The sequence below is a fragment of the Aeromonas sp. FDAARGOS 1408 genome (assembly GCF_019048665.1).
In the GTDB taxonomy this organism is placed as follows: domain Bacteria; phylum Pseudomonadota; class Gammaproteobacteria; order Enterobacterales; family Aeromonadaceae; genus Aeromonas; species Aeromonas dhakensis.
Map to the genome: position 1 here is coordinate 4562704 of NZ_CP077394.1, position 22204 is coordinate 4584907.

Below are 22204 nucleotides of genomic sequence, written 5' to 3' on the forward strand. Positions count from 1 at the left end.
TTAGTTTTCTTTCGCCATCAAAAATGAACCCTAAATACTGTAGCGGCTTGTCGCATTTTTGAACTCCGCTGTATACGTGGAAGTTTCTAACCTCTGTTTTCTTATCATTTATTTCTATCTTTAGCTAGGAGATGCTTTTTGTCACTATAGATATTAACTCGCTGGTTTTATCACTATCGATGATAAAAAGCATATCGTCACAGTAACGATAGTATTCTCCTGAAATAGATACCACTATGTCTTTTATTTTCTTGTCGAAATCTAGCATGTATATATTAGACAGAAGAGCACTTATAGATGTTCCTTGTGGTATACCTTTTCCAGTCGAGTTGGTTTTTATTAGCCCTAGGCCTCGTATTTTATCTCTGAAGGTTTTTATATCGCAAAGCCTTGCCCCTGTAGATTTTGGATTGTTTCTCGATATTTTAAGTGCTGCATACAATAGGTCTCTATTGACTGTAGACGATTTGGTTAGAGATCTGTATATATTGAAATGGTCATTTGGTAATGAGTTTTCTTGGAGTAATTTGCACCACATTGATTTGAGTATTACATGATCTAAATTATCAAAGAAACCAGAGATATCCATCGCGATTGCAGTGCAATCACCATGAGCCTTTATTTTTTCAAAGGCCGTGTTAGCAAAATCAATATTACTTTTTCCAAGAGATCTGAAAGCAAGTACGGATTCTTTTAATTGCAATTCGTGGAGAGCCTTCTCATATACATTAGACAATAACTCTGCATAGTAAGAGTAAATGTGAGAGTCGATATGTGATGCATATGAAATTGGCCTTTCTTTTATTTTCTTTTGAACATTACCATCTTTGTCTATTGATATTTTAAAGCTGTGTATATCGTAACTTATTAGCGGGAGGAAAGCATGGTGGGCAACATTGATGGGCGATTTTACAATTTGACATGCTTTTCGTAATTTTACTGGAGAATCAAAATGTAAGTAACCACGACTCCGAAACCATTGATTTTCTGAGTTCATCATATTGAGCCTTAAATTGCAAAACCCGGAAAGGTAAAGGACTGTGGCCATCCGATTCCCAATCCGGGCTTAACAAACGTACTTAAATACGCATTCACAACACCGATATGATGTCGGCCACGAATGTCAGATATGATATATGATACCATCATCGCAGGAGTGTTCGACGTGAGTCTACTAGCCATCTGCGGCCATGCAAGTCGTCTGCTAGCCAGTGTACTGGTGAGCGTTCTACTTGACAGCTTGTGATACACCTTACTTCCTAAATAAGTAAGCGAAACCATGATAAAGAACGGTGAGAGTAAACTCAATAAGAAGTTTTTATATTGATAGGGATTTTAAATCTATCTGCCAAAACTATTTTTTATATTTTAAAAAATGGTAAGTTGGGCTTCGTTGGTTTAGTGCTAGTCTACAAGTTGCGTGGGTTGTGGTTCCGCATAATGAAGCCCAATTTTTCTGAAAATCTCTTTTACCAACCGTTCATTCCTACCCCTTCTCCCGCAAGGGAGAAGGGAGATTTGGCCTCCTTTGATCTGATTCGGATGATTGGTTTATTGGGGACTTGTAGGTTCGATTAGCGAAGCGTAATCGGACGGTCGCGTAATCGGACGGTCGCGTAATCGGGCAATCGTGTAACCGGACGGTCACGTAATCCGACGATCACCTAATTGGAGGCTCCCTTGGCCGGGGTTTCGGCAAGCCAGAGATTCGAGTGTCGAATATCCACACCCCCCAACCGCCTCTGGCTTATGGTTCGGCCTGCATATCCGGCTGGCAGCCGGGGCCCTGGGCGACCTCCTCCTTGAGCCAGTCGGTAAAGCAGCGGATCCGGGTCAGTCTGGGAGAGTCGGGATCCCAGACCAGGTGGTAGTCGTTGTCGGGGTTGTAGCTCTTGGTGAAGAGGCGGGTCAGCAGGCCGCTGGCGATCAGATCCCCCGCCAGCACGTTGCGGCTCAGGGCGACCCCCTTGCCGGAGAGCACCATGTCGATCGCCAGGCTGTTGTTGTTGACCTCGAAGCGCTTGATCCGGCTCAGGTCGAGCCGATAGCCCGACTCCTGCAGCCACTTTTCCCACGAGACTCCGGCGTAGTCGGGCCCGGAGACGATGACGGTATCGTAGAGATCCTCGATACGCTGCAGCCGCTCGGCCAGGGCCGGCGAGCAGACCGGAAAGACGCACTCCCGGATCAGCAGGCAGGAGCTCAGCTCGGGGTTGACCCGGTTGCAGTAGCGGATCGCCAGATCCATGCCACCCCGGCCTATGGGTTGCACCTGGGGATTGGCGTTGAGGCGCACTTCGACCTCGGGGTGGCGTTCGACGAAGCGCCAGAGCCTCGGCATCAGCCAGCGGCTGGCGAAGGAGGGGATGACGGTGACGTTCAGCACCCCTGCCAGCGGTTCACACTCGAGGGCGGCCATGCCCTGCTCGAATGCCGCCATGCCCTGGCTGACCCAGGGGAGCAGGCGTGCACCCCGCTCGGTCAGGCGCATGTTGCGCCCCTCGCGGACAAACAGCTTGACCCCCAGACTCTGCTCCAGTCCCCGGATCTGCTGGCTGACCGCCGCCTGGGTGATGAACAGCTCCTCGGCGGCGCGGGAATAGCTGCCGTGGCGGGCCGCCGCCTCGAAGGTGTGCAGGGCACCGATCTGGGCGATGTATAACTTGCGCTTATGTGTCTGGTTAGCTTTCATCGTTGGCCTTCCTGGCCCGGATTAATAACACTCGACGTCCAATCAAACGGCGAAATCAAGGCGAGGTTATCATGGAAACGGCAGGAAGCAATCTGATCGAAGCGATCATGAAAATATTGACCAGAAGGGCCGACAAGGCCCGCACATTCAAGCAGGAGAATATGCCAGACTGGTTGCGACACGATATGGGGCTACACGATGATGACAATCAAAAGCAGCACCATGCCAGAGACAGGATTAAATATTGAGACGCTGTTTTTGGTACCGCGTGCCAAATTAATATTTATTTTTCTGAATATGATATTGAGTGGCGCTGGTGTCACCCTGTCTGAGATATGTATGGCGCCTCAGGTGATATGATCTGGCGATTGGTAGTCCCGTATATATTTCTTCACGAGACCCGCATCAATCTGTTGCGAAGGTGGTGGCTGAACGAAGCCCAACGTTTACTGTTAAATCTCTTTTGCCTTCCCCTCATCCCCGACCCTTCTCCCGCAAGGGGAGAAGGGAGCAAATACGCTGTCCGATTACGCTTCGCTAATCGAACCTACTTGGTTGGCTATTTTTGCCATCAACCGAATCAACATGGCTGGCGATCATATCTTCGATGCTGCTTTACCCCCCCCCTCTCCCGTTGGGAGAGGGCAGGGTGAGGGGAGCATTCAGGGATTAAAGGGTCAACTCCAACCGGTTGCCTTCCGGGTCGAGGAAGGTACTCTCGTAATAGCCGTCGCCGGTCCAGCGGGGGCCGTCCAGGTGTTTCACCTCGGCGCCCTTGAGCAGCTTGAGGCGGGCGGTCATCTTGTCCACCGCCTCCACGCTGCCGAGGGAGAAGGCGAGGTGGGCCAGCCCCTGCAGCGGGTGCGGCAGACTGAGATCCGCCGGAAATAGTATGGGGGTGTGCATCAGCTCCAGGCTGGCGCCCCCCTCGAAGCGCACGAAGTAGGAGCTGAATTGTTTGGCTTGATTGTGGTAGCGCTCATTGGCCTGCCCGCCAAACAGGGTGCAGTAGAATGTTGTGAGCGCCTCCAGATCCTGCGCCCAGATGGCGACGTGATGGATATGCATGGCTGATCTCCTGTGACTTGATGCCCTTAATGCTATGCTGGGGCCTGCCCCTTCGACATGGCTGAGTCCGTCCTGATGATGTCTGAAACTGCCAACACCGAGCTTATCGATGTCTCCCCCGACTGCCGCGAGCAGATCTGCTGTGACAGCCTGCTGCCGGCCCTCGCGCAGGAGCAGGTGTGGCTGGCGGGCTATTCCCGCCTCAAGACCCGCTACCGCATCGCGCGCCGCTTTGCCGATATGCACTGCTTCTTGCTGACCTTGGGGGGCGAGGGGGAGGTGCAGGTGGGCGATCGCATGGCGCGGCTGCAGGTCGGGGAGTGGGCGCTGCTCCCTGCTGGGGAGCCGCTCTGCTATCAGTTGAGAGAGCAGCCGAGCGAGCCGTTGAGCCAGCAGCCGAGTGAGTGGGAGCTGGTGTGGCTGCTGCTGCACAAGGACTCCCCCTGGGATGCCTTCGCCAGCCAATCCCGGCTGGGTTGCACCTCTCAGCAGGCCACCCTGCTGCGCACCGTCGAGAACCTCTATGCGGAGCAGGAGCGCCATCAGGACCCGCTGCTCAGCGCCCTGCTGGTGGAGCAGCTCGGCTTCTATCTGCGCCGTCTGTTGCAGAAGGGGGAGGGGCAGCGGCGCGGCGAGCGGCTGGCGCTGCGCCTCGAGCTGCTGCTCAAGGAGGCGCTGGCCGAGCCCTGGGACATAGCGCGCATGGCTGGCGCCCTGCATCTCTCCGAACGTCAACTCTACCGGCTCTGCCAGCAGCACTTCGCGCTGGCACCCATGGCGCTGCTGCAACGGCTGCGCTTGCAGCGGGCGGCGCTGTTGCTGGCCAGCCGGGCCGATTCGGTAAAGCTGCTGGCCGAGCAGTGTGGCTTTCGCAACGAGTACCACTTCTCCACCGCCTTCAAACGCCAGCACGGCCTGGCGCCCAGCCACTATCGCCACCGGCATCATCCCGCCTTTAAAACCGGAAAAGGCTAGTGTATTGAGTCACACTGGTTGCTACTGTTGTTCAGACGAACCTGATTGCGGCCGATAACCGGAGACGGGCCATGAGCCGGCTGGCCGCGACAGAGTTGGGTTTCATGGGAGTCGTCTCCCCATAGTCGTTTTTCTTCAATCAGATTGCATTTCCCGCAGTTGGGGGTGAGAGGGCAAGGATGGTCTCTATGCTGCAAGACAGTGACACGATCAGGATCTCGGACGTCAGCGAAGCCGTGGTGCACGGCATCCTGGCGGTGGTGAGCGACGGCATCTGGGACTGGAACGCCAACACCGGGTTCGTCTATCGCAATCCCGGCTGGTACCGGATGCTGGGCTACGAGCCCCACACCCTCGGCAACACTGTCTTCACCTGGGAGAGTGTGATCCATCCCGACGACATGGAGCAGGTGATGGCCTGCTTCGACGCCTACCTGAGCGGCGCCGCCCCCGACTACCGGGTCGAGTACCGCTGCCGCAGCCGCAGCGGCGACTACATCTGGATCGAGGATTGCGGCCGCATCATAGCCCGCAACCCGGACGGGTCAGTGGCCCGGATGATCGGCGCCCACCGCAACATCCACGCCCAGAAACTGCTGCTGGAGCAGCTGGAGCGGCGCAACCACACCCTGGAGCAGCAGATCGCCTTGCGCACCGCCGAGCTGGTGCGGCTCAACGAGGCGCTGCAGCAGAAGGCGGAGGAGAATCGCCAGCTGGCGGAGACCGACGCCCTGACCGGTGCCGCCAGTCGCTACCGGCTGGAGCGCACCATTCGGCAGGAGTGCGAGCGGGCCAAGCGTTTTCAGCAACCCTTCTCCGTCATCGCCATGGACGTGGACGACTTCAAGCAGATCAACGACAGCCACGGCCACCAGGCGGGGGATCAGACCCTGATCAGCATAGTGGCGCTGGTGCGCAGCCACATTCGCGAAATAGACCTGATTGCCCGCTGGGGCGGGGACGAGTTCATGGTGGTGCTGCCCAATACCGGCCTGGCCGATGGCTGGCGGGTGGCCGACAAGCTGCGGCAGTTGCTGATGGCGACGCCGGTGTGCGAGCACTTCCCCATCACCATGAGCTTCGGGCTGGCCGAGTACCGGCCGGACGAGAGCATGGGTCAGCTGATGGTCAGAATGGATCGGGCCCTCTATCAGGCCAAGCAGACGGGCAAAAACCAGATCTGCCAGTAGCCGGCCGCCCCGCCAGGCCGCCGGCTGCCGAATGGTGCTAATCCTCCCCCCCGAATGCGTCTTGACCGCAGCCTCATCTTGACTCCGTACGGGTACGCTGGTCTGATGCGCGCTCTTTAATCCCCGTGAGACATGAAACGATGAAAAAGAGCATCCTGGTTGCCCTGACTGCACTGCCCCTGATGGCCAACGCCGGCCTGATGGACTCCCTGACCGACACAGTGACCAGCAGCGTAACCAGCACTGCCAAAGAGATGGCCGGCACCGCCATGGACAGCGCCTCCAACGAGGCGATCAAGAAGGCGCTGGACATCAAGGAAGGCGGCTCCAACAAGCAGGCCATCAAAGAGAAGCTGGGCGCACCGGCCAGCACCAAGACCGAAGCCGGTCTGGAAGTGTGGACCTATGATCTGGGCGCCCTGAACAAGGTCTCCCCCATGCTGGCTGAGACCTCCAAGAGCCTGTTCAAGGAGTCCGAAGTGGCCCAGAAAACCGTGCTCATCAAGTTTGAAGGCGAAACCGTCAAGACCCTGAACCTGGCCGACAAGACCAAGGCCTGAGTCTGAACGACGTGCATGAAAAAAGGGGCCCGCGGGCCCCTTTTTGCTGCTTTCGAATTACTGGTGCGCTTCGGCGAACTGCTTCATCGCTTCGGCGTGCTTGGTCATGCCGTCGGCACGCAGATTGAGGTTTTTCACGAACTCGGCCTTCTTGGCCGGATCTTCGAGCTTGTCGTAACGCTGCTGCAGGTTCGCCTGGATTTGCTCCGGGGTCATGTTCTGCATGCGGGCCATCTTGTCGTGGCGGCCGCCATGGTGCTTGCCGCCCATCATGCCGCTGCCGTCCATCGGGCAGTCGGTCATCATGCCGGGCTGGGCAGTGCTGACGGCTTCGCTGGCGGCATAGGCGCCAAGCGGCAGGCCAAGGATCAGGGTGGCGGTCAGCAGAGTCTTGGTCAGTTTTTTCATGGTCTATCTCCTTGCGGATTGAGTTCGGGGTCGGCTTGCTCGCCTTGACCCTGATTACACACCAGACAGGTGTCTGAACTTTGCCAGTTGAAGCCTATTTTGTAGCAGAGTGTGACACCATGACCCTGTACCGGGCATTGACCGGGCCCATGCTGGGCGGGCAATAAAAATACCCCGTCAGCGTTGGTCGCTGGCGGGGTATTTTTCCGGATGGGCGGGCTTAGCGCTGGCGACCGCTACCGACGCTGTAGGGCATCCGATAGCTGCTGCTCTCACCATCCAGGCTGAGGGTCAGGTCACCCTGGGCCCGCATCGGCAGGCGTACCTGCTGCATGCCGTTCAGCCGGGCGGGGACCCGCTTGATCAGATCGCCGGCGGCATTGTGGACCTCCAGGGTCGGATGGGCATCGCCGCTGCTGGCGGTGTCGTGCCAGTTGACGAACAGCAGGCCGGGGGCAACGCTGACGTCGGCCGGCAGGGCGGCCTGGGCCAGCCCGGTGTGGGCCAGTCCGGCCAGCATGAACAGGGCCATGGTCTTGTTGATCATGAGTCGATTCTCCTTGATGAGATGCCGCAGGGGCGGCGGGAAGGTCAGGGTGCGCACCGGAGGGGGCGCATCATGACGAAGGGGGCTCGGTCGCCTGGTCGGCGGGCACGCCGGTATCGTCTGCTGCCGCGTCGACGGCGCCGGCTTGCACCGGGTCGGTCTGGCCGGATGTGCGCCTTGCCTGTCTGGCAAGGGCTTCGCTGGCGGCAAAGGCCAGCAGCAAGGGGGTGGTGAGGGCCAGCATGGCCTGTCTGCTCCTGCAACCGATGGGGTGGTCACAGTAAACAGCCGGTCTGTGTCTCAACTTTGCCGAGCGGCCGCTTTTTTGTAGCAGAGTGTGGCATCTTGCTGATCTGGCACACTTTGACACAAACCGCCCGGCGGATTTTCGTATACTCGTGCCAGCTCTAACAGGAGGTCCCCATGAATCAAAACAGCACCCACATTCTGGTGGTCGACGATCACAGCGAGATCCGCGATCTGCTGAAGCGCTTTCTGGAACAGCACGGCCTGCGGGTCAGCTGTGCCCGCGATGGCAAGGAGATGAAGCGGTTGCTGGAGGAGCGGGAGTTCGATCTGCTGGTGCTGGATCTGATGATGCCGGGGGAGGATGGCCTGACCCTCTGCCGCGAGCTGCGGGCCAAGTCCAGCCTGCCCATCATCATGCTTACCGCCATGGGGGAGGAGACCGATCGCATCATAGGGCTGGAGATGGGGGCCGATGACTACCTCGCCAAGCCGTTCAATCCGCGCGAGCTGCTGGCCCGCATCAAAGCGGTGATGCGCCGCACCCAGGTCGAGCCGCAGCCGGTGGCCGAGGCCTTGACCCGGGATCTGCGCTTCGATCGCTGGCTGCTCGACATCAACCGGCGCGAGCTGGTGGATGAGGAAGGGGTGGGGCTGAGCCTCTCCACCGCCGAATTCGACTTGCTGCGGGTCTTTCTGGAGCGCCCGCAGCGGGTGCTGAGCCGGGATCAGCTGCTGGATCTGGCCCGTGGCCGCGAGGCGGTGGCGTTCGACCGTGCCATCGACACCTTGGTGAGCCGGCTGCGGCGCAAGCTGGAGCGGGATCCCAAGAATCCGGAGCTTATCAAGACCATCTGGGGCGGCGGTTACCTGTTCGCCGCCGATGTGACTCAGGTATAAGGCGGTGGGGATGTTAAGACGCGGCTGGTCGAAGCTGTGGCCCAAGGGGCTGACCGGCCAGATCATCCTGGTGGCGCTGGCCGGGCTGGTGCTGATCCAGCTGCTCAGCATCCAGATCTATCGCACGGATCGGGAGGAGGCGCTCGGCTACGTCAACAGCCGCAACGCCATGCAGCGCATCGTCTCGGTGGTGCGGCTGCTGGCCCTCTCGCCCCCCTCCCTCTATGACGAGATCCTCAAGGCGAGCCGCAGCGAGACCCTGCTGCTGCGCATCGCCGACGAGCCGCTGCAGCCGGACAACCGCAGTCCCCGCTTCGAGCAGCTGGTGCGCTCCCGGTTGGGTTACCCCTCGACCCTGATGGTGGAGATCAGCGCCGAGCTCAAGCAGGATGCCCAGCGCAGCCGGGCCTGGCAGCACCACAACCGGATGATGAAGGACCGCAAGGGGGTGCCGCCACCGCAGGACATGCGGCTGTATGGCTCCATCCAGCTGCCGCGCGGCGGCTGGCTGCAGTTCAGCTCGCTGGTGGACAAGGAGTCGGCCAGCTGGTCCTGGCAGACCACCTTCAACCTGATGCTGGTGGCGAGCCTGGTGATCGGCATGATGATCTGGCTGTTCCGTCGTGCCACCCGGCCGCTCAAGCAGCTGGCCGCCAACGCGGACCGGCTCGGCCGCGGCGAGGACATAGAGCCGCTGCGGGAAGAGGGGCCGACCGAGGTGCGCGAGTCCATCCAGGCCTTCAACCGCATGCACACCCGGCTCGATCGCTTCGTGCAGGACCGTACCCGCATGCTGGCGGCCATCTCCCACGATCTGCGTACCCCCATCACCAGCCTGCGGCTGCGCACCGAATTCCTGGACGAGGGAGAGGACAAGGAGCGGATCCAGCAGACCCTGCAACAGATGGAGCAGATGCTGGCGGCCACCCTCAGCTTCGCCCGGGAGGAGGGGCAGCAGGAGGCGACCCGGGAGCTGGACCTGGTCAGCCTGCTGGAGAGCCTGTGCGACGACTATGCCGACACAGGTCAGCCGGTTACCTGCCTGGCAGAGGGCAAGCAGGTCTACGCCTGCCGCGCCAACACCCTGCGCCGGGTGCTGCAAAACCTCATCGGCAACGCCATCAAGTACGCCGGCAGTGCTGAGGTGTCGCTGGAACGCACCGACAGCGAGCTGGTGATCCGGGTCTGCGATCAGGGGCCCGGCATCGATCCGGCCCGGCTGGAGGATGTGTTCAAGCCGTTCGTGCGTCTCGACGAGGCCCGCAACACCGAATCCGGCAGCGTGGGGCTGGGGCTCTCCATCGCCCGCACCCTGGTGCACCAGCACGGGGGCGAGCTGACCCTGCACAACCGGGAGCAGGGCGGGCTGGAGGCTCGCATCAGCCTGCCGCTGTGAGGGGCGAACGAGTCGATGGAAAGGGCGCCAGCGGGCGCCCTGTTCGTCTTTGGTCTTGCACTGGTCCGGCCGGCATCACGCTCGTTTCATACTCGCTCATGCTTGTTCTCCTATGCTGAAGATGGTGATAATCGATGGCCGCGCAGACGGCCAAACAGCAGGGTCGGTACAGGGATGGCAGGTGAGTCGGGAGTCAGGTGGCGAGTCGGATACGGGTGGTTGCTGCTGCTCTGTGCGCTGGTATTGCCGGCATGGGCGAACACAGCGCCCAAACCGCTCATCGTGGCCAACTCCAAGGCCTGGCAGCCCTTCTCCTATCTCAATGAAGCGGGTCAGCCCGATGGCCTGTTGATCGATCTGTGGCGCGAGTATGGCCGCGTCACCGGTCGCCCCATCCAGTTCAAGCTGGTGGACTGGCAGAGCTCGCTGGATCTGGTTCGCAACGGCCAGGCCGATGTCCATGGTGGCCTGCTCTGGTCGCCGGAGCGCAATATGGTCTACGACTATGGCCAGGCCCTCTCCCACCTCGACGCCCAGCTCTTCTTCGCCAACTCCCTGCGCGGTTCGGACGTGAACTACTACCTGCTGCACGAGAGCGTTGGGGTGGTGGCGGGAGGGTTCGAGGAGTACTACGCCCGCAAGAACTTCCCGCGCACCCGGCTGCGCACCTTCGATGACAACGACGCCATGCTGCGGGCTGCCTTGAACGGCGAACTGGAAGCCTTCATCGCTGACCTGCAGGTGGCCAACTTCTACATCTACACCGCGGCGGATCCCACCCGCTTCATCCCGGTGCGCCACCTCTACAGCGATGACGTCCGCTTTGCCGTCGCCAAGGGCAATCAGGCGCTGCTGCAGGAGCTGGAGCAGGGTTTCGCCCGCATCGGCGAGGCGGATCGGGAGCGGATCATCCGCAAGTGGATGCATATCGAGACCGTCTACCCGGCTCATCTCTGGCCCTGGCTGCTGGCCGTCGGCGGCCTGGTGCTGATGGCCTACATCATCCAGCTGCGGCGGGCGGTGGCGAGCCGTACCGCCGAGCTTATCCAGGCCAACGCCAGGCTGGAGCGCCTCGCCAGCACCGACTCCATGACCGGCATCCTCAATCGGCGCGCCTTCTTGCCGCTGCTGGAGCAACGACTGGCCAGCGGCGAGCCGTGTGCCCTGCTGCTGTTCGATCTCGATCGCTTCAAGGGGATCAACGATCACTTCGGGCACGGGGTCGGCGACGAGGTACTGTCGGCCATGGTGGAGCGCGTGCAGCGGGTGTTGCCCGCCAGCGCCCTGTTCGCCCGCATCGGCGGCGAGGAGTTCTGCATCAGTCTGCTGGTGGTCGACATGGCAACGCTGCAGCAGTGGGCCGAGCGGATCGGGCGGGAGGTCAATGGCCGCAAGCTGTCGACCAGCGCCGGGGAGCTTGGCATCTCCATCAGCACGGGGGCGGTGTGGGTGCCGGCCGAGGTGAGGGCAGAGGGCCGACGAGTGCTGCTGCAGGCGGATCAGCTGATGTATGGCGCCAAGTCGCTGGGGCGCAACACCTGGCAGGCGGCAAGCTATGTGAAAGAGGGGGCAGACGAGGCGGGGCAATAAAGAACCGCCGCCCAGGGTGGGCGGCGGTGAGTCATCAGAAGTTGTAGGTCATGCCCAGGGTGTAGCGGCGACCATCCAGCACTGTGCCGAAGCTGCTGTAGTCCACCGTCTTGTCGAACAGGTTGTAGACGCCTGCGGTGACGTTCAGATGTTCGTTGGCCTTGTAGACCAGACCCGTGTCGAAGAAGGTGTAGGAAGGGGTGCCGTCGGCCATTCTGACCCGGCTCAGGTAGTCCGAGGTCTTGCTGCGGAAGTTGACCCGTGACCAGAGGCTGACGTCATCGGTACTCTTCCAGTCGACCGTGGTGTTGAACATGTGGCGCGGCATCTGGTTAAGCGCCTTGCCCTCGTTCGGACCGCTCTTCTGCTCGGACTGGGTGAAGGTGTAGCTGGAGGCCAGCGACCACTTTTCGTTGATGGCCCAGTTGGCCGTGCCTTCCACCCCGCGCATGTTCGCCTTGTCGACGTTGATGCGGTCGCTGATGAAGTCATAGGTGTGACCGTTCAGGGTGCAGGAGGGGTCATTCTTGCTGGTGCAGCGGCGGATCTCGGAGATCTTGTCCTCGAAGTCGGTATTGAACAGGGTCAGCCCTGTGCTCAGCCCCTCCTGACCATCCCACAGCAGGGCGATCTCCTGGCTCACACTGGTTTCCGGTTTGAGCTGCGGGTTGCCGACCAGCATGCCGTCCTGGGTGCCGCCGCCGGTGGCCTGGCCCCAGTTGGCGGCCGACATGCGCAGATCCGGTGAGCGGTAGCCGGTGGAGACGCCACCCTTCAGGGTCCAGAATTCGGCCGGGTGCCAGACCCCGTACAGACGTGGGCTCCAGTGGGTGCCGTAGTTCTGGTCACGGTCCATCCGCACGCCGCCGGTGAGGGCGAAGCTGTCGGTCAGCGACCACTCGTCTTCCACGAACAGGGCCCAGCTCCAGCGGGTCAGCTGATTGGCACGGTTGGCCACGTTGAGCTGGTTGCCCTCATCCTGCAGATCCTCGTGACGGTATTGACCGCCCACGCTCAGGTAGTGAGCCCCCAGTTCGAACTGGGTATGGGTGTCGGCGATGGTGTTGATGAGCTTCATCTGACGGCCGGGGTTGGTGTTCTCTTCCCGCTGTAGGTAGCTGGTGGAAGAGCCGAAGTCATAACGGCCGTCGTGGGTGATGGCGTAGTTGGTGCGCCCGTAGGTGTTCAGGCTGGGCTTGGCCTTGGCTGCCAGAGAGTCGCCCGGTGTGCGGTTGCGATCCTGCAGACCGCGGCTGGCCTCGAAGTCAAAGCGGTTGTGCTCGTCCGGCGTCAGGCTGAACACCACAGTGCCGCTGCGCATCTCCTGTTCGGCGAACCCGTTCTGGAACTGATCCTCGCCGCGGTGGGAGAGCAGACCGTTCACTCGCACCCCCAGCAGACCATCCACCAGGGCGCCAGCGGTGTAGGCGTTGCTCTGGAAGATGTTGCCGGAGTCCTTGTTCTCCTGGAAGGTGGAGTCGGCCTGCACCGAACCTTGCCAGGCCGTCATGCTGGCGGTCTTGCGGGTGATGATGTTGATGACCCCGCCCATGGCGTCAGAGCCGTAACGGGAGGACATGGGGCCGCGCACCACCTCGATCCGCTCGATGGCCTGCAGTGGCGGCAGCCAGCCCTGCTCGATGCCGGGACCGTCGCTGTTGGGACGGGTGCCGCGACTGTCGACCCGCTTGCCGTCGACCAGCATCAGTGTGTACTTGGAGCTCATGCCGCGAATGCTGATGTCACTGCTGCTGCCGCCGCCGGTGATCACCACCCCCGGCACGTCCTTCAGGGCGTCGGTCACGTCACGGTAGGCGCGTTTCTCCAGTTGCTCGCGCGTCACCACCGAGATGGAGGCGGCGGTGTTCTCGATCTTCTGCTGGAAGCCGGAGGCGGTCACCACCATGACCTCCTGTTCGGCGGCATGGGCGTTGGCGGCGAGGACGGCGAGAATGAGCGTGGTCAGCTTGTTGCGGTGCATTGTTATCATGTTGGCCTGAACTCTTTTTTAGTAAGAAGATGCATTCATCCTTTGGGTGAATCGATGGGGGGTCTCGCCGCATCCCGCGTGAAACCCGGACCAGGCAGGTTCAATCGAATAGTGATCCCGGCGGTCGGCAGGCATTGTAGTGATCACTGATGGCTGTGTAAATGATAATTAATATCATTAATATTGTGCGGTTATCCTCTCGCCAGCAGAGAAGCGGAGGTATGCAAGGATGGGTGCAGGGCGGGGATGACGGGCAGGGTGAATTTGAGGCAACAAAAAACCCGCCGAAGCGGGTTTTTTCAATTCTTGCAGTGGATCCGTTCAGCCGGCAGAAGCGGGGTGAAGGTATCCCTGACTTGAATTACAGGGCAACTACGTTGGCAGCAGCCGGGCCTTTCTGGCCTTGCTCGATGGTGAACTCAACGCGCTGACCTTCTTCCAGGGTTTTGAAACCGTTGGACTGGATAGCGGAGAAGTGTACGAACACGTCTTTGCTGCCGTCAACCGGGGAGATGAAGCCAAAACCTTTTTCGGAGTTGAAGAATTTTACGGTACCAGTCACTTTGGACATAATAATTACTCTCAAATTTAGTGTTTGAAATGCCATCAGATGGCAAGTTTTGATTTTTCGTCAGCAATACGTAGGGGAAGCACTAAAGAAGGAGAATTATTCGTCAAGCATCATCGAAATAACACTTGCACTAATCACTGCTTTACTAAAATGACTGCCTAACATAATCAGGACTGAACTGCCGAACTATCGCTGTCGATTAGAACACGCACGCTTTGTTAAAGCAAACTTTATCTCTCAGTTGGTACCCTGTGCCGGATGACTGGATTTTCAGGACGATTTTACCTTTTATATCAATAACATGATTATCCATTTCAGGTGCTTTTCGGGTTGGTGCGAGCCCCTTTGTGCGAAGAAAAAAACGAGATAAAGGGTCATGCGAGTCGACAGATAATGTCACGTCAAGGGTCAGAACCTTTCCCTTCCATCATGAAAAAGCCAGCCCGCCGACAGGGCGTGGACTGGCTTGATCCTGTTGAAACGGCATGATCAAGGTTTTTTGCGAAAGCGATTGCTGACGGAGTCAACCCAGCTGAATGTCTCGGGCAGTACCTGATTGGCGGCCCGTTCCTTGGCCTTCTCTCTTGCGAGTTGTGCCGCCGCTTTCGCAGCTGCCGCCCGGTCTGCGACCACCTTGAGCCGGCCTTCCTCGCGTATGCGATTGCGTTCGGCATTGGTCAATGGGTGGTCCGCGTTGGCCTGTGCTTTTTGCAGCAGCAGGGTGATCCCGGCCTTCTCGGCGTCGGTGAGATCCTTCATTTCCAGCTTTTTCACGGCGTATACCTGATGACGGGGAGGGAACACCCTACCACGTCATCTGACAGTTTATTGTGCTGTTTATGGCATTCCCGATGATTTAGCCGATTTGACTAGGCGTGGCCGGTTGGTTCGACATGGATCAGCACGATGGCGTGGGGCAGATGGCGCTGGATCCCCTGCTCTATGCGGTCACAGATGGCGTGGGAGTGCTCGATGCTCATCTCCTTGGGCAGTGTCAGGTGGAAGTCGATATGGCGACGACGCCCCGCCTGACGGCTGCGCAGGTCGTGGAAGCCGCCGTGCTCCGGGCAACACTCCTCGATCACTTGAGTGGTGATGGCCAGCTCCTCCTCGCTCATGCTGTGATCCAGCAGGGGCTGGAAGGCCTGGTTGAGCATGGCGATGGCCTCTCTGAGGATGAAGAGCGCGACCCCGATGGCGACGAGGGGATCCAGCAGATAGAGGTTGTAGCCCAGCGCAGAGGCGATCCAGATGCCGAGCAGACCGGCAGCCACCCCGAGCGAGGTCAGCACATCCGCCTTCAGATGCAGGGCATCGGCGGCCAGCGCCACCGACTCTTCCTCCTTGGCGACCCGGTAGAGATAGGCGGAGACGCCGCTGTTGACCAGCGCCGACAACAGCATGACCAGCACGCCGAGCCCGACGCCTTCGATGGGAGTGGGGGTGATCAGCTTGCCGACGGCCTCGAAGATGATCCAGCCGGCGGCCAGCAGGATCAGCAGCGCTTCGATCACGCCGGAGACATTCTCTATCTTGTCGTGGCCATAGGGGTGGCGCGGGTCGGGTGGAATATCCGACTTGCGCACGGCCACCAGCGCGATCAGGGCGGCCACCAGATCCATGGCCGAGTGGATGGCTTCGGAGATGATGCTGACGGAACCGCTCAGTATGCCGGCAATTATCTTCATGACAATCAGGCTGATATTGGAGCAAACCGAGACCAAGGCGGCTCTGGTTTTTCTGGTCATGGGATATCCCTATTCTCGATGAAATAGTTTGAAAATAAGGCCTGATAATATCAGCTTGCGTTAATAATGACTTCTTGAGGTTGTAACTTTTTGTTTCCGGCGATAGTGAGAATGCTTATCCAAATTAACACTGCTCGTTTAAATAATAGTTATTTTGGTTTTTGGTGATTTATTTTAGGTGGTCACCAAATAATATTGATAATCGCTACTTTATAAGGCTTCCGGTGTTTTTACGGCCGTTCCTTCCCCGGCCAGGAGTGCCTGACGGGGGTCATCGGCCCCGGTTTGGCGCGGCGTGACGGATGAGGGTGGATTCTTGCGCAAGATTGGGGGTATGCTGGATTGAGTGCGATCCTGGGATCGTCACTGAAAGCGTACTGTAGTCTACGATTCGGATGGCATGCTGGAACCTGGGTTCCAACTGTCTGGGTAACATTTTTGGAGTTTGATGATGAGTAACAAAGAACATCACAACGGCAAAGATGCCAAGAAAAAACCGCAGATGTCACTGAAAGAGAAGCGCGAAGCCAAACGTCAGAAAGCAGAACTGAAAAACGGCAGCGCGATGAAGTAACGCTCCCCATGCTGTAGTTCCTTTGGAGCCAGTAACAAAAAGCCAGCCTGTTTCGGGCTGGCTTTTATGTTTTTGGCGTGGGCTCAGGGGGTGGCGCCGTAGCTGGCAAATATCCGTTCATAGCGGCCATCGGCCCGCATCTTGCCGAGCTGGCGATCGAACCAGCGTTGCTGCACGGCCTGGCGAAAGGCGAAATGGTAGTGGGTGGGGGCGAACAGATCATATTGTCTGACCCGGCTGGGGGCATAGAGCTCGGCGCCATACTTGCTGGTGGCCAGTTGCGCCAGATAGTAATAGAACACCCGTTGCTCCAGGATCACCGCATCCACCCGCCCCAGCATCAATCTGTGCACCTGTCCCTGCTGCTTGGCGACCTCCTCGTAACGGGGATTCTGATCGGCCATGCTGGCAAAGGCTCCCCCCAATACCTGGCGTGCCCGCTGAAAGGCGCTGACCCTCAACTCTTTCATGTCGTCCAGCGTGGCGATATGGGTCTTGCTCAGGGTGAACACCCGGTTGTGAAAGGCGATGACGGGCTGCGACAGGAAGACGTTGTCCAGCATCCCGGGTTTGACGTTGATGATGGCATCGAGCCTGCCGGACTCCAGCATGCGAAAGGTGCGCTCCAGCGGCAGATATTCGAAGCTGGGCTCGTAGCCGCTGCCACGAAAGGCTTCCCGCAGCAGATCGAGCTCGATGCCGCGTCCCTCTTCCTCAATCACATAGGGGGGAATGGCGAAACTGACCCCCACCCGCAGTGGCTCGCCGGCCAGCAAGAGGGGAGAGTGAAACAGCACGGCAAGGCTTGCCGCGAGCAGCAGGATACGAGACAAAAACCCCATGCGTTCTCTCTGACAAACGAATTGCCCTGATGATAAACCCTGGGCGGGCGACAGGGGGAGCAGGGTCGGCGACTCTGGTCGGGGGAGCCGGCTTGCGTGTCGCGCCTGCGTCAATAACGGGCAAAAAAAGGCCCTGCGTGAACAGGGCCCTCTGAACTGTGAGCTTCCCTTAGAACGGGATGTCGTCGTCGAAATCCATCGGCGGCTCGTTGTATACCGGCGGAGCAGATTGCGGCTGCTGGGCCGGACGGCTATAACCGCCCTGCTGTTGCTGCATGTTCTGCTGCGGAGCCGGGCGGGACTGGTTCATCGGCTGCTGGGACTGCATGCCCTGTTGCGGCTGACCCCAGTTGCCCTGGGACTGACCGCCCATGCCCTGACCGGCGCCTTGCGGACGGCCACCCAGCATCTGCATCACGCCGCTGAAACCATCGACCAGCACCTCGGTGGTGTAACGCTCCTGGCCGCTCTGATCCTGCCACTTGCGGGTCTGCAGCTTGCCTTCCACATAGACCTGGGAACCCTTCTTCAGGTACTCGCCCGCCACTTCGGCCAGCTTGCCCATGAAGACCACGCGGTGCCACTCGGTACGCTCTTTCTGCTCACCGGTCTGCTTGTCGCGCCAGGTGTCGGAGGTGGCCAGGGTGATGTTGGTCACGGCACCGCCGCTCGGCATGTAGCGCACTTCCGGGTCTTGCCCCAGGTTACCGATCAGAATGACTTTGTTGATGCCTCGACTGGCCATAATCTCTCTTCCACCCTTTGTATTCCGGCCAGGCCATATGCCCGGACCAATTCAACATTTCGTTTGTTTTCTGCGAGATACGCAAGAACGCCGCAGGCGCTTGCGACTCATGTGATGACTGAACCCGGGTTGGCTAGCCTGTCGACTGCCATGCCGCTTCCAGATTTTGCCCGCAATAGTAACAGTTTTTGGGGAGAAAGACGTCTTCTTCGTCGCCAGCTTCTCCGGACCGAGGGGTTAACTTACACGAGGCGGGCCTTGGCCAGCAAGTGAGCCGCAGAGGGGGACGCCTAGCATCGAAACCCGGGCGCGAAAAGTGAATTCGATGACGCTACGACAGCCCCTGTCTGCCCGGATGCCAGCATTCCACCCAAATGGGGGGGGGCTGCTAGTTATTTGTATTGCTTGGAAAATTGGTGAGTTTCAAAGGAGGCGCATCGCCGTCTAATACTTTTTTAATGCTGCACCCCACGGGGGGCTTGGTACTCTCTGCTGCCGAAAAAAACCATGGCCGCAATGTTCAAGGACCAGCCTTTCATGAGCACCCCATATCCCATCGTACTGGTAACCGAAAACAATGTGCAGGCAACCAGCTTCCAGAGCTATCTGGCCGAGCAGCTGGCACTGCCCATTGTGCTGGTAAGCACCCTGGAGGAGCTGCCGCAACCGGACGAGCTCGAGCCTCGTCCGCTGTTTCTGGTCGATCTGGACTACCTCAAGTCGAGCCAGCAGGCAGGATGGCCGCGGGAGATCTCCAGCCGCTTCGGGGAGGCCAATACGGTGCTGCTCAATGCCCCGACCAGCACCGATCGGGAATTGCTGCTGATGTGGCCCCATACCAGCGGACTCTTCTTCTGCCAGGATCCGCTGGATCGGCTGGTGCTCGGCATTCGCAAGGTGCTGGAGGGGGAGTACTGGATCCCGCGCCACCTGCTGTGCGATCTGGTCAACTACTACCGCAAGGGTGGGGAACATCACCTGCGCAACCAGACGCTGCTGACCGTGCGCGAGCAGGAGATCATCCGCTATCTGATGACGGGCGCCTCCAATACCGAGATCGCCGACAGCCTGTTCGTGAGCGAGCACACCATCAAGTCCCACCTCTATAACGTCTTCAAGAAATTGAACGTGAAGAACCGCTTGCAGGCGGTGAGCTGGGCCAAGGAATATCTCTGAAATCGATGGGGATGATGGATAAAACCTGTCTATTCATCCAGTAGTCTCTATGCCATACTGACTCGCTCAGGTTTCCGTATCGAGCGTGCAACAAGATGGAAAAGATCGTGGTCCGGGGTGCTCGCACCCACAACCTCAAGAACATCAATCTGACCCTGCCCCGCGACAAGCTGATCGTGGTCACCGGCCTCTCCGGTTCGGGCAAATCCTCTCTGGCGTTCGATACCCTCTATGCCGAGGGGCAGCGCCGCTACGTGGAGTCGCTCTCCGCCTATGCCCGCCAGTTCCTCTCCCTGATGGAGAAGCCGGACGTCGACCATATCGAGGGGCTCTCGCCCGCCATCTCCATCGAGCAGAAGTCCACCTCCCACAACCCGCGCTCGACCGTCGGCACCATCACCGAAATCTACGACTACCTGCGCCTGCTGTTTGCCCGGGTCGGTGAGCCGCGCTGCCCGACCCATGCCATTCCGCTCGCCGCCCAGACCATCAGCCAGATGGTGGATCAGGTGCTGGCACAGCCGGAGGGGAGCAAGCTGATGCTGCTGGCCCCTGTGGTGCGTGACCGCAAGGGTGAGCACACCAAGCTGCTGGAGAACCTGGCGGCCCAGGGCTACATCCGTGCCCGCATTGATGGCGAGGTGTGCGACCTGTCTGACCCTCCCGCGCTGGAGCTGCACAAGAAGCACACCATCGAGGTGGTGGTGGATCGCTTCAAGGTGCGCGATGACCTGGCCCTGCGTCTGGCCGAGTCGTTCGAGACGGCGCTGACCCTCTCCGGCGGCATAGTACTGGTGGTGCCCATGGACGGCGAGGAGGGGGTCGCTCCCATGACCTTCTCCGCCAACTTCGCCTGCCCGGAGTGCGGCTACTCCATGTCGGAGCTGGAGCCGCGCATCTTCTCCTTCAACAACCCGGCCGGAGCCTGCCCCACCTGTGACGGCCTCGGGGTGCAGCAATATTTCGATCCGGCCAAGGTGATCGGCGATCCGGCCATCAGCCTGGCCAACGGCGCCATCCGCGGTTGGGACAAGCGCAGCTTTTACTACTTCCAGATGCTCAAATCCCTCTCCGAGCACTACAAGTTCGATCTGGAGACACCCTGGGAGGATCTGCCGGTCAAGACCCAGGAGGTGATCCTGCGTGGTTCCGGTCGCACCGAGATCGAGTTCCGCTACATGAACGATCGCGGCGATGTGGTGGTGCGCAAGCACCCGTTCGAGGGGATCCTGCACAACATGGAGCGCCGCTACCGGGAGACAGAATCCAACTCGGTGCGCGAAGAGCTGGCCAAATTCATCGCCAACAAATCTTGCACCAGCTGCGGTGGCAGCCGGCTGCGGGAAGAGGCTCGCCACGTCTTCGTCGACAACCGCAATCTGCCGGCCATCGCCGAGCAGTCCATCGGCGATGCGCTGGCCTTCTTCGAAGGGTTGAACCTCACCGGCCAGCGTGCCCAGATTGCCGAGAAGATCCTCAAAGAGATCGTCGAGCGGCTCGGCTTCCTGGTGAATGTGGGTCTCAACTACCTGAGCCTGTCCCGCAGTGCCGAGACTCTCTCCGGCGGCGAGGCGCAGCGGATCCGGCTGGCCAGCCAGATCGGGGCCGGTCTGGTGGGGGTGATGTACGTACTGGACGAGCCCTCCATCGGCCTGCACCAGCGGGACAACGAGCGGCTGCTCAAGACTCTGACCCACCTGCGTGATCTCGGCAACACCGTGATCGTGGTGGAACACGACGAGGACGCCATCCGCCTCGCCGACCATGTGCTCGACATCGGCCCGGGGGCCGGGGTGCATGGCGGGGCCATCGTCGCCCAGGGTACGCCGGAAGAGATCATTGCGAACCCCGAGTCGCTGACCGGTGACTACCTCTCCGGCCGCAAGCAGATCGCCATCCCGGCCGAGCGCACCCCGCTCACCGGCAAGTGGCTGAAATTGAAGGGGGCGAGCGGCAACAACCTGCGCAACGTCAACCTGGAACTGCCCATCGGGGTGATGACCTGTGTCACCGGTGTCTCCGGCTCCGGCAAGTCGACCCTGATCAACGACACCCTGTTCCGTATCGCCCACCGCGAGCTGAACAAGGCCACCGAGTCCACCCCGGCCCCCTATCGCAGCGTCGAGGGGCTGGAGCACCTGGACAAGGTGGTGGATATCGACCAGAGCCCTATCGGCCGTACCCCGCGCTCCAACCCGGCCACCTACACCGGCCTGTTCACCCCGATCCGCGAGCTGCTCTCCGGCACCCAGGAGGCGCGTTCCCGCGGCTACCAGCCGGGCCGCTTCTCCTTCAACGTGAAGGGGGGGCGTTGCGAGGCGTGCCAGGGGGACGGTGTCATCAAGGTGGAGATGCATTTCCTGCCGGACGTCTACGTGCCGTGCGACGTCTGCAAGGGCAAGCGCTACAACCGCGAGACGCTGGAGGTGAAGTACAAGGGCAAGAACATCCACGAGATCCTCGAGATGACGGTGGAAGATGCCCGCGAGTTCTTCGATCCGGTACCGGCGGTGGCGCGCAAGCTGCAGACCCTGATGGACGTGGGCCTCTCCTATATCCGCCTCGGCCAGTCGGCCACCACGCTCTCTGGCGGCGAGGCACAGCGGGTCAAGCTGGCGCGGGAGCTCTCCAAGCGGGATACCGGGCAGACCCTCTACATACTGGACGAGCCCACCACAGGGCTGCACTTCCACGACATCCAGCAGCTGCTCAAGGTACTGCACCAGCTGCGGGATCGCGGCAACACCATCGTCATCATCGAGCACAACCTGGACGTCATCAAAACCGCCGACTGGATCGTCGATCTGGGGCCTGAGGGGGGCGCAGGTGGCGGCCGCATCCTGGTGACGGGGACGCCGGAACAGATCAGCCGTTGCGAGGATTCTCATACGGCCCGCTTCCTGGCACCTCTGCTGGCCAGATAAAGCGTTCAATAATTGTGACAAGGGGCCCTGGGCCCCTTGTTTTTATTGTGGTAATTCAGTGA

The 22204-nt window shown here is 59.8% G+C and carries 22 protein-coding genes; 10 read left to right on the forward strand and 12 right to left on the reverse strand.

What is annotated here, in order from left to right; genetic code table 11:
- Window positions 1-124: 124 nt before the first annotated feature.
- Together drt2 and I6L38_RS21135 are read right to left on the reverse strand one after the other, a co-directional pair.
- Window positions 125-1000: an antiviral reverse transcriptase Drt2 gene (gene drt2, locus I6L38_RS21130; protein ID WP_216988905.1), complete on the reverse strand. Its 876-nt coding sequence runs from the start codon at window positions 998-1000 to the stop codon at window positions 125-127.
- Between the two features lie 747 nt (window positions 1001-1747).
- Complete coding sequence (locus I6L38_RS21135) at window positions 1748-2692, reverse strand: LysR substrate-binding domain-containing protein (RefSeq protein WP_201885375.1); 945 nt, start codon at window positions 2690-2692, stop codon at window positions 1748-1750.
- Window positions 2693-2763: 71 nt separating this feature from the next.
- Between I6L38_RS21135 and I6L38_RS21140 the strand changes: the two genes are divergently transcribed.
- Complete coding sequence (locus I6L38_RS21140; RefSeq protein ID WP_201882965.1) at window positions 2764-2940, forward strand: hypothetical protein; 177 nt, start codon at window positions 2764-2766, stop codon at window positions 2938-2940.
- A gap of 421 nt (window positions 2941-3361) precedes the next feature.
- Here I6L38_RS21140 and I6L38_RS21145 read toward each other — a convergent pair whose 3' ends face one another.
- Complete coding sequence (locus I6L38_RS21145) at window positions 3362-3760, reverse strand: VOC family protein (protein WP_201882964.1); 399 nt, start codon at window positions 3758-3760, stop codon at window positions 3362-3364.
- Between the two features lie 75 nt (window positions 3761-3835).
- Between I6L38_RS21145 and I6L38_RS21150 the strand changes: the two genes are divergently transcribed.
- The 3 genes from I6L38_RS21150 (at window position 3836) to I6L38_RS21160 (ending at window position 6485) form a co-directional block, all read left to right on the forward strand.
- The gene (locus tag I6L38_RS21150; protein WP_216988906.1) at window positions 3836-4735 is read left to right on the forward strand and encodes an AraC family transcriptional regulator; all 900 of its coding nucleotides are present in this window, start codon (window positions 3836-3838) and stop codon (window positions 4733-4735) included.
- A 188-nt stretch (window positions 4736-4923) separates the two neighbouring features.
- Entirely contained in the window at window positions 4924-5925 is a 1002-nt protein-coding gene (locus tag I6L38_RS21155; protein WP_117405796.1) for a diguanylate cyclase, read from the forward strand.
- A gap of 140 nt (window positions 5926-6065) precedes the next feature.
- Window positions 6066-6485: a hypothetical protein gene (locus I6L38_RS21160; RefSeq protein ID WP_005306108.1), complete on the forward strand. Its 420-nt coding sequence runs from the start codon at window positions 6066-6068 to the stop codon at window positions 6483-6485.
- Window positions 6486-6542: 57 nt separating this feature from the next.
- On the opposite strand, the gene I6L38_RS21165 is transcribed toward I6L38_RS21160, so the two are convergent.
- The 3 genes from I6L38_RS21165 to I6L38_RS21175 form a co-directional block, all read right to left on the reverse strand.
- Window positions 6543-6893: a hypothetical protein gene (locus I6L38_RS21165; RefSeq protein ID WP_201885373.1), complete on the reverse strand. Its 351-nt coding sequence runs from the start codon at window positions 6891-6893 to the stop codon at window positions 6543-6545.
- Window positions 6894-7113: 220 nt separating this feature from the next.
- Entirely contained in the window at window positions 7114-7440 is a 327-nt protein-coding gene (locus I6L38_RS21170; RefSeq protein WP_005306102.1) for a hypothetical protein, read from the reverse strand.
- 70 nt (window positions 7441-7510) lie between these two features.
- Window positions 7511-7684 (reverse strand): hypothetical protein, encoded by a 174-nt coding sequence (locus I6L38_RS21175; protein WP_005306098.1) that lies wholly within the window; start codon window positions 7682-7684, stop codon window positions 7511-7513.
- Window positions 7685-7863: 179 nt separating this feature from the next.
- Here I6L38_RS21175 and I6L38_RS21180 point away from each other — a divergent pair, with 179 nt between their 5' ends.
- From I6L38_RS21180 to I6L38_RS21190, 3 genes are all read left to right on the forward strand, one after another.
- Window positions 7864-8586 carry a response regulator gene (locus I6L38_RS21180; protein WP_005306095.1) on the forward strand — a complete coding sequence of 241 codons (723 nt, stop codon included), beginning with the start codon at window positions 7864-7866 and terminating at the stop codon, window positions 8584-8586.
- A 10-nt stretch (window positions 8587-8596) separates the two neighbouring features.
- Window positions 8597-9982 carry an ATP-binding protein gene (locus I6L38_RS21185; RefSeq protein WP_005306091.1) on the forward strand — a complete coding sequence of 462 codons (1386 nt, stop codon included), beginning with the start codon at window positions 8597-8599 and terminating at the stop codon, window positions 9980-9982.
- 102 nt (window positions 9983-10084) lie between these two features.
- Complete coding sequence (locus I6L38_RS21190; protein ID WP_201885372.1) at window positions 10085-11572, forward strand: transporter substrate-binding domain-containing protein; 1488 nt, start codon at window positions 10085-10087, stop codon at window positions 11570-11572.
- 34 nt (window positions 11573-11606) lie between these two features.
- Here the strand turns inward: I6L38_RS21190 and I6L38_RS21195 are convergent, their stop codons facing one another.
- The 4 genes from I6L38_RS21195 to I6L38_RS21210 form a co-directional block, all read right to left on the reverse strand.
- Window positions 11607-13553 carry a ligand-gated channel protein gene (locus tag I6L38_RS21195; protein ID WP_043171869.1) on the reverse strand — a complete coding sequence of 649 codons (1947 nt, stop codon included), beginning with the start codon at window positions 13551-13553 and terminating at the stop codon, window positions 11607-11609.
- A 370-nt stretch (window positions 13554-13923) separates the two neighbouring features.
- Complete coding sequence (locus I6L38_RS21200) at window positions 13924-14133, reverse strand: cold-shock protein (protein WP_005306081.1); 210 nt, start codon at window positions 14131-14133, stop codon at window positions 13924-13926.
- 489 nt (window positions 14134-14622) lie between these two features.
- Window positions 14623-14907 carry a DUF3811 domain-containing protein gene (locus I6L38_RS21205; protein ID WP_017787886.1) on the reverse strand — a complete coding sequence of 95 codons (285 nt, stop codon included), beginning with the start codon at window positions 14905-14907 and terminating at the stop codon, window positions 14623-14625.
- Window positions 14908-15002: 95 nt separating this feature from the next.
- Entirely contained in the window at window positions 15003-15881 is an 879-nt protein-coding gene (locus tag I6L38_RS21210; RefSeq protein WP_010635891.1) for a cation diffusion facilitator family transporter, read from the reverse strand.
- A gap of 451 nt (window positions 15882-16332) precedes the next feature.
- Here I6L38_RS21210 and I6L38_RS22755 point away from each other — a divergent pair, with 451 nt between their 5' ends.
- Window positions 16333-16455, forward strand: a complete 123-nt coding sequence (locus tag I6L38_RS22755) for a hypothetical protein (protein ID WP_005306071.1) — start codon at window positions 16333-16335, stop codon at window positions 16453-16455.
- Window positions 16456-16538: 83 nt separating this feature from the next.
- On the opposite strand, the gene I6L38_RS21215 is transcribed toward I6L38_RS22755, so the two are convergent.
- Window positions 16539-17297 (reverse strand): ABC transporter substrate-binding protein, encoded by a 759-nt coding sequence (locus I6L38_RS21215; RefSeq protein ID WP_005306064.1) that lies wholly within the window; start codon window positions 17295-17297, stop codon window positions 16539-16541.
- Between the two features lie 169 nt (window positions 17298-17466).
- Entirely contained in the window at window positions 17467-18042 is a 576-nt protein-coding gene (locus I6L38_RS21220) for a single-stranded DNA-binding protein (RefSeq protein WP_005306061.1), read from the reverse strand.
- 516 nt (window positions 18043-18558) lie between these two features.
- Here I6L38_RS21220 and I6L38_RS21225 point away from each other — a divergent pair.
- A complete protein-coding gene (locus tag I6L38_RS21225) occupies window positions 18559-19218 on the forward strand; it encodes a LuxR C-terminal-related transcriptional regulator (protein WP_010635910.1) in 660 nt (219 codons plus the stop codon).
- A gap of 95 nt (window positions 19219-19313) precedes the next feature.
- Window positions 19314-22142, forward strand: a complete 2829-nt coding sequence (gene uvrA, locus I6L38_RS21230; RefSeq protein WP_216988907.1) for an excinuclease ABC subunit UvrA — start codon at window positions 19314-19316, stop codon at window positions 22140-22142.
- Window positions 22143-22204: the final 62 nt, after the last annotated feature.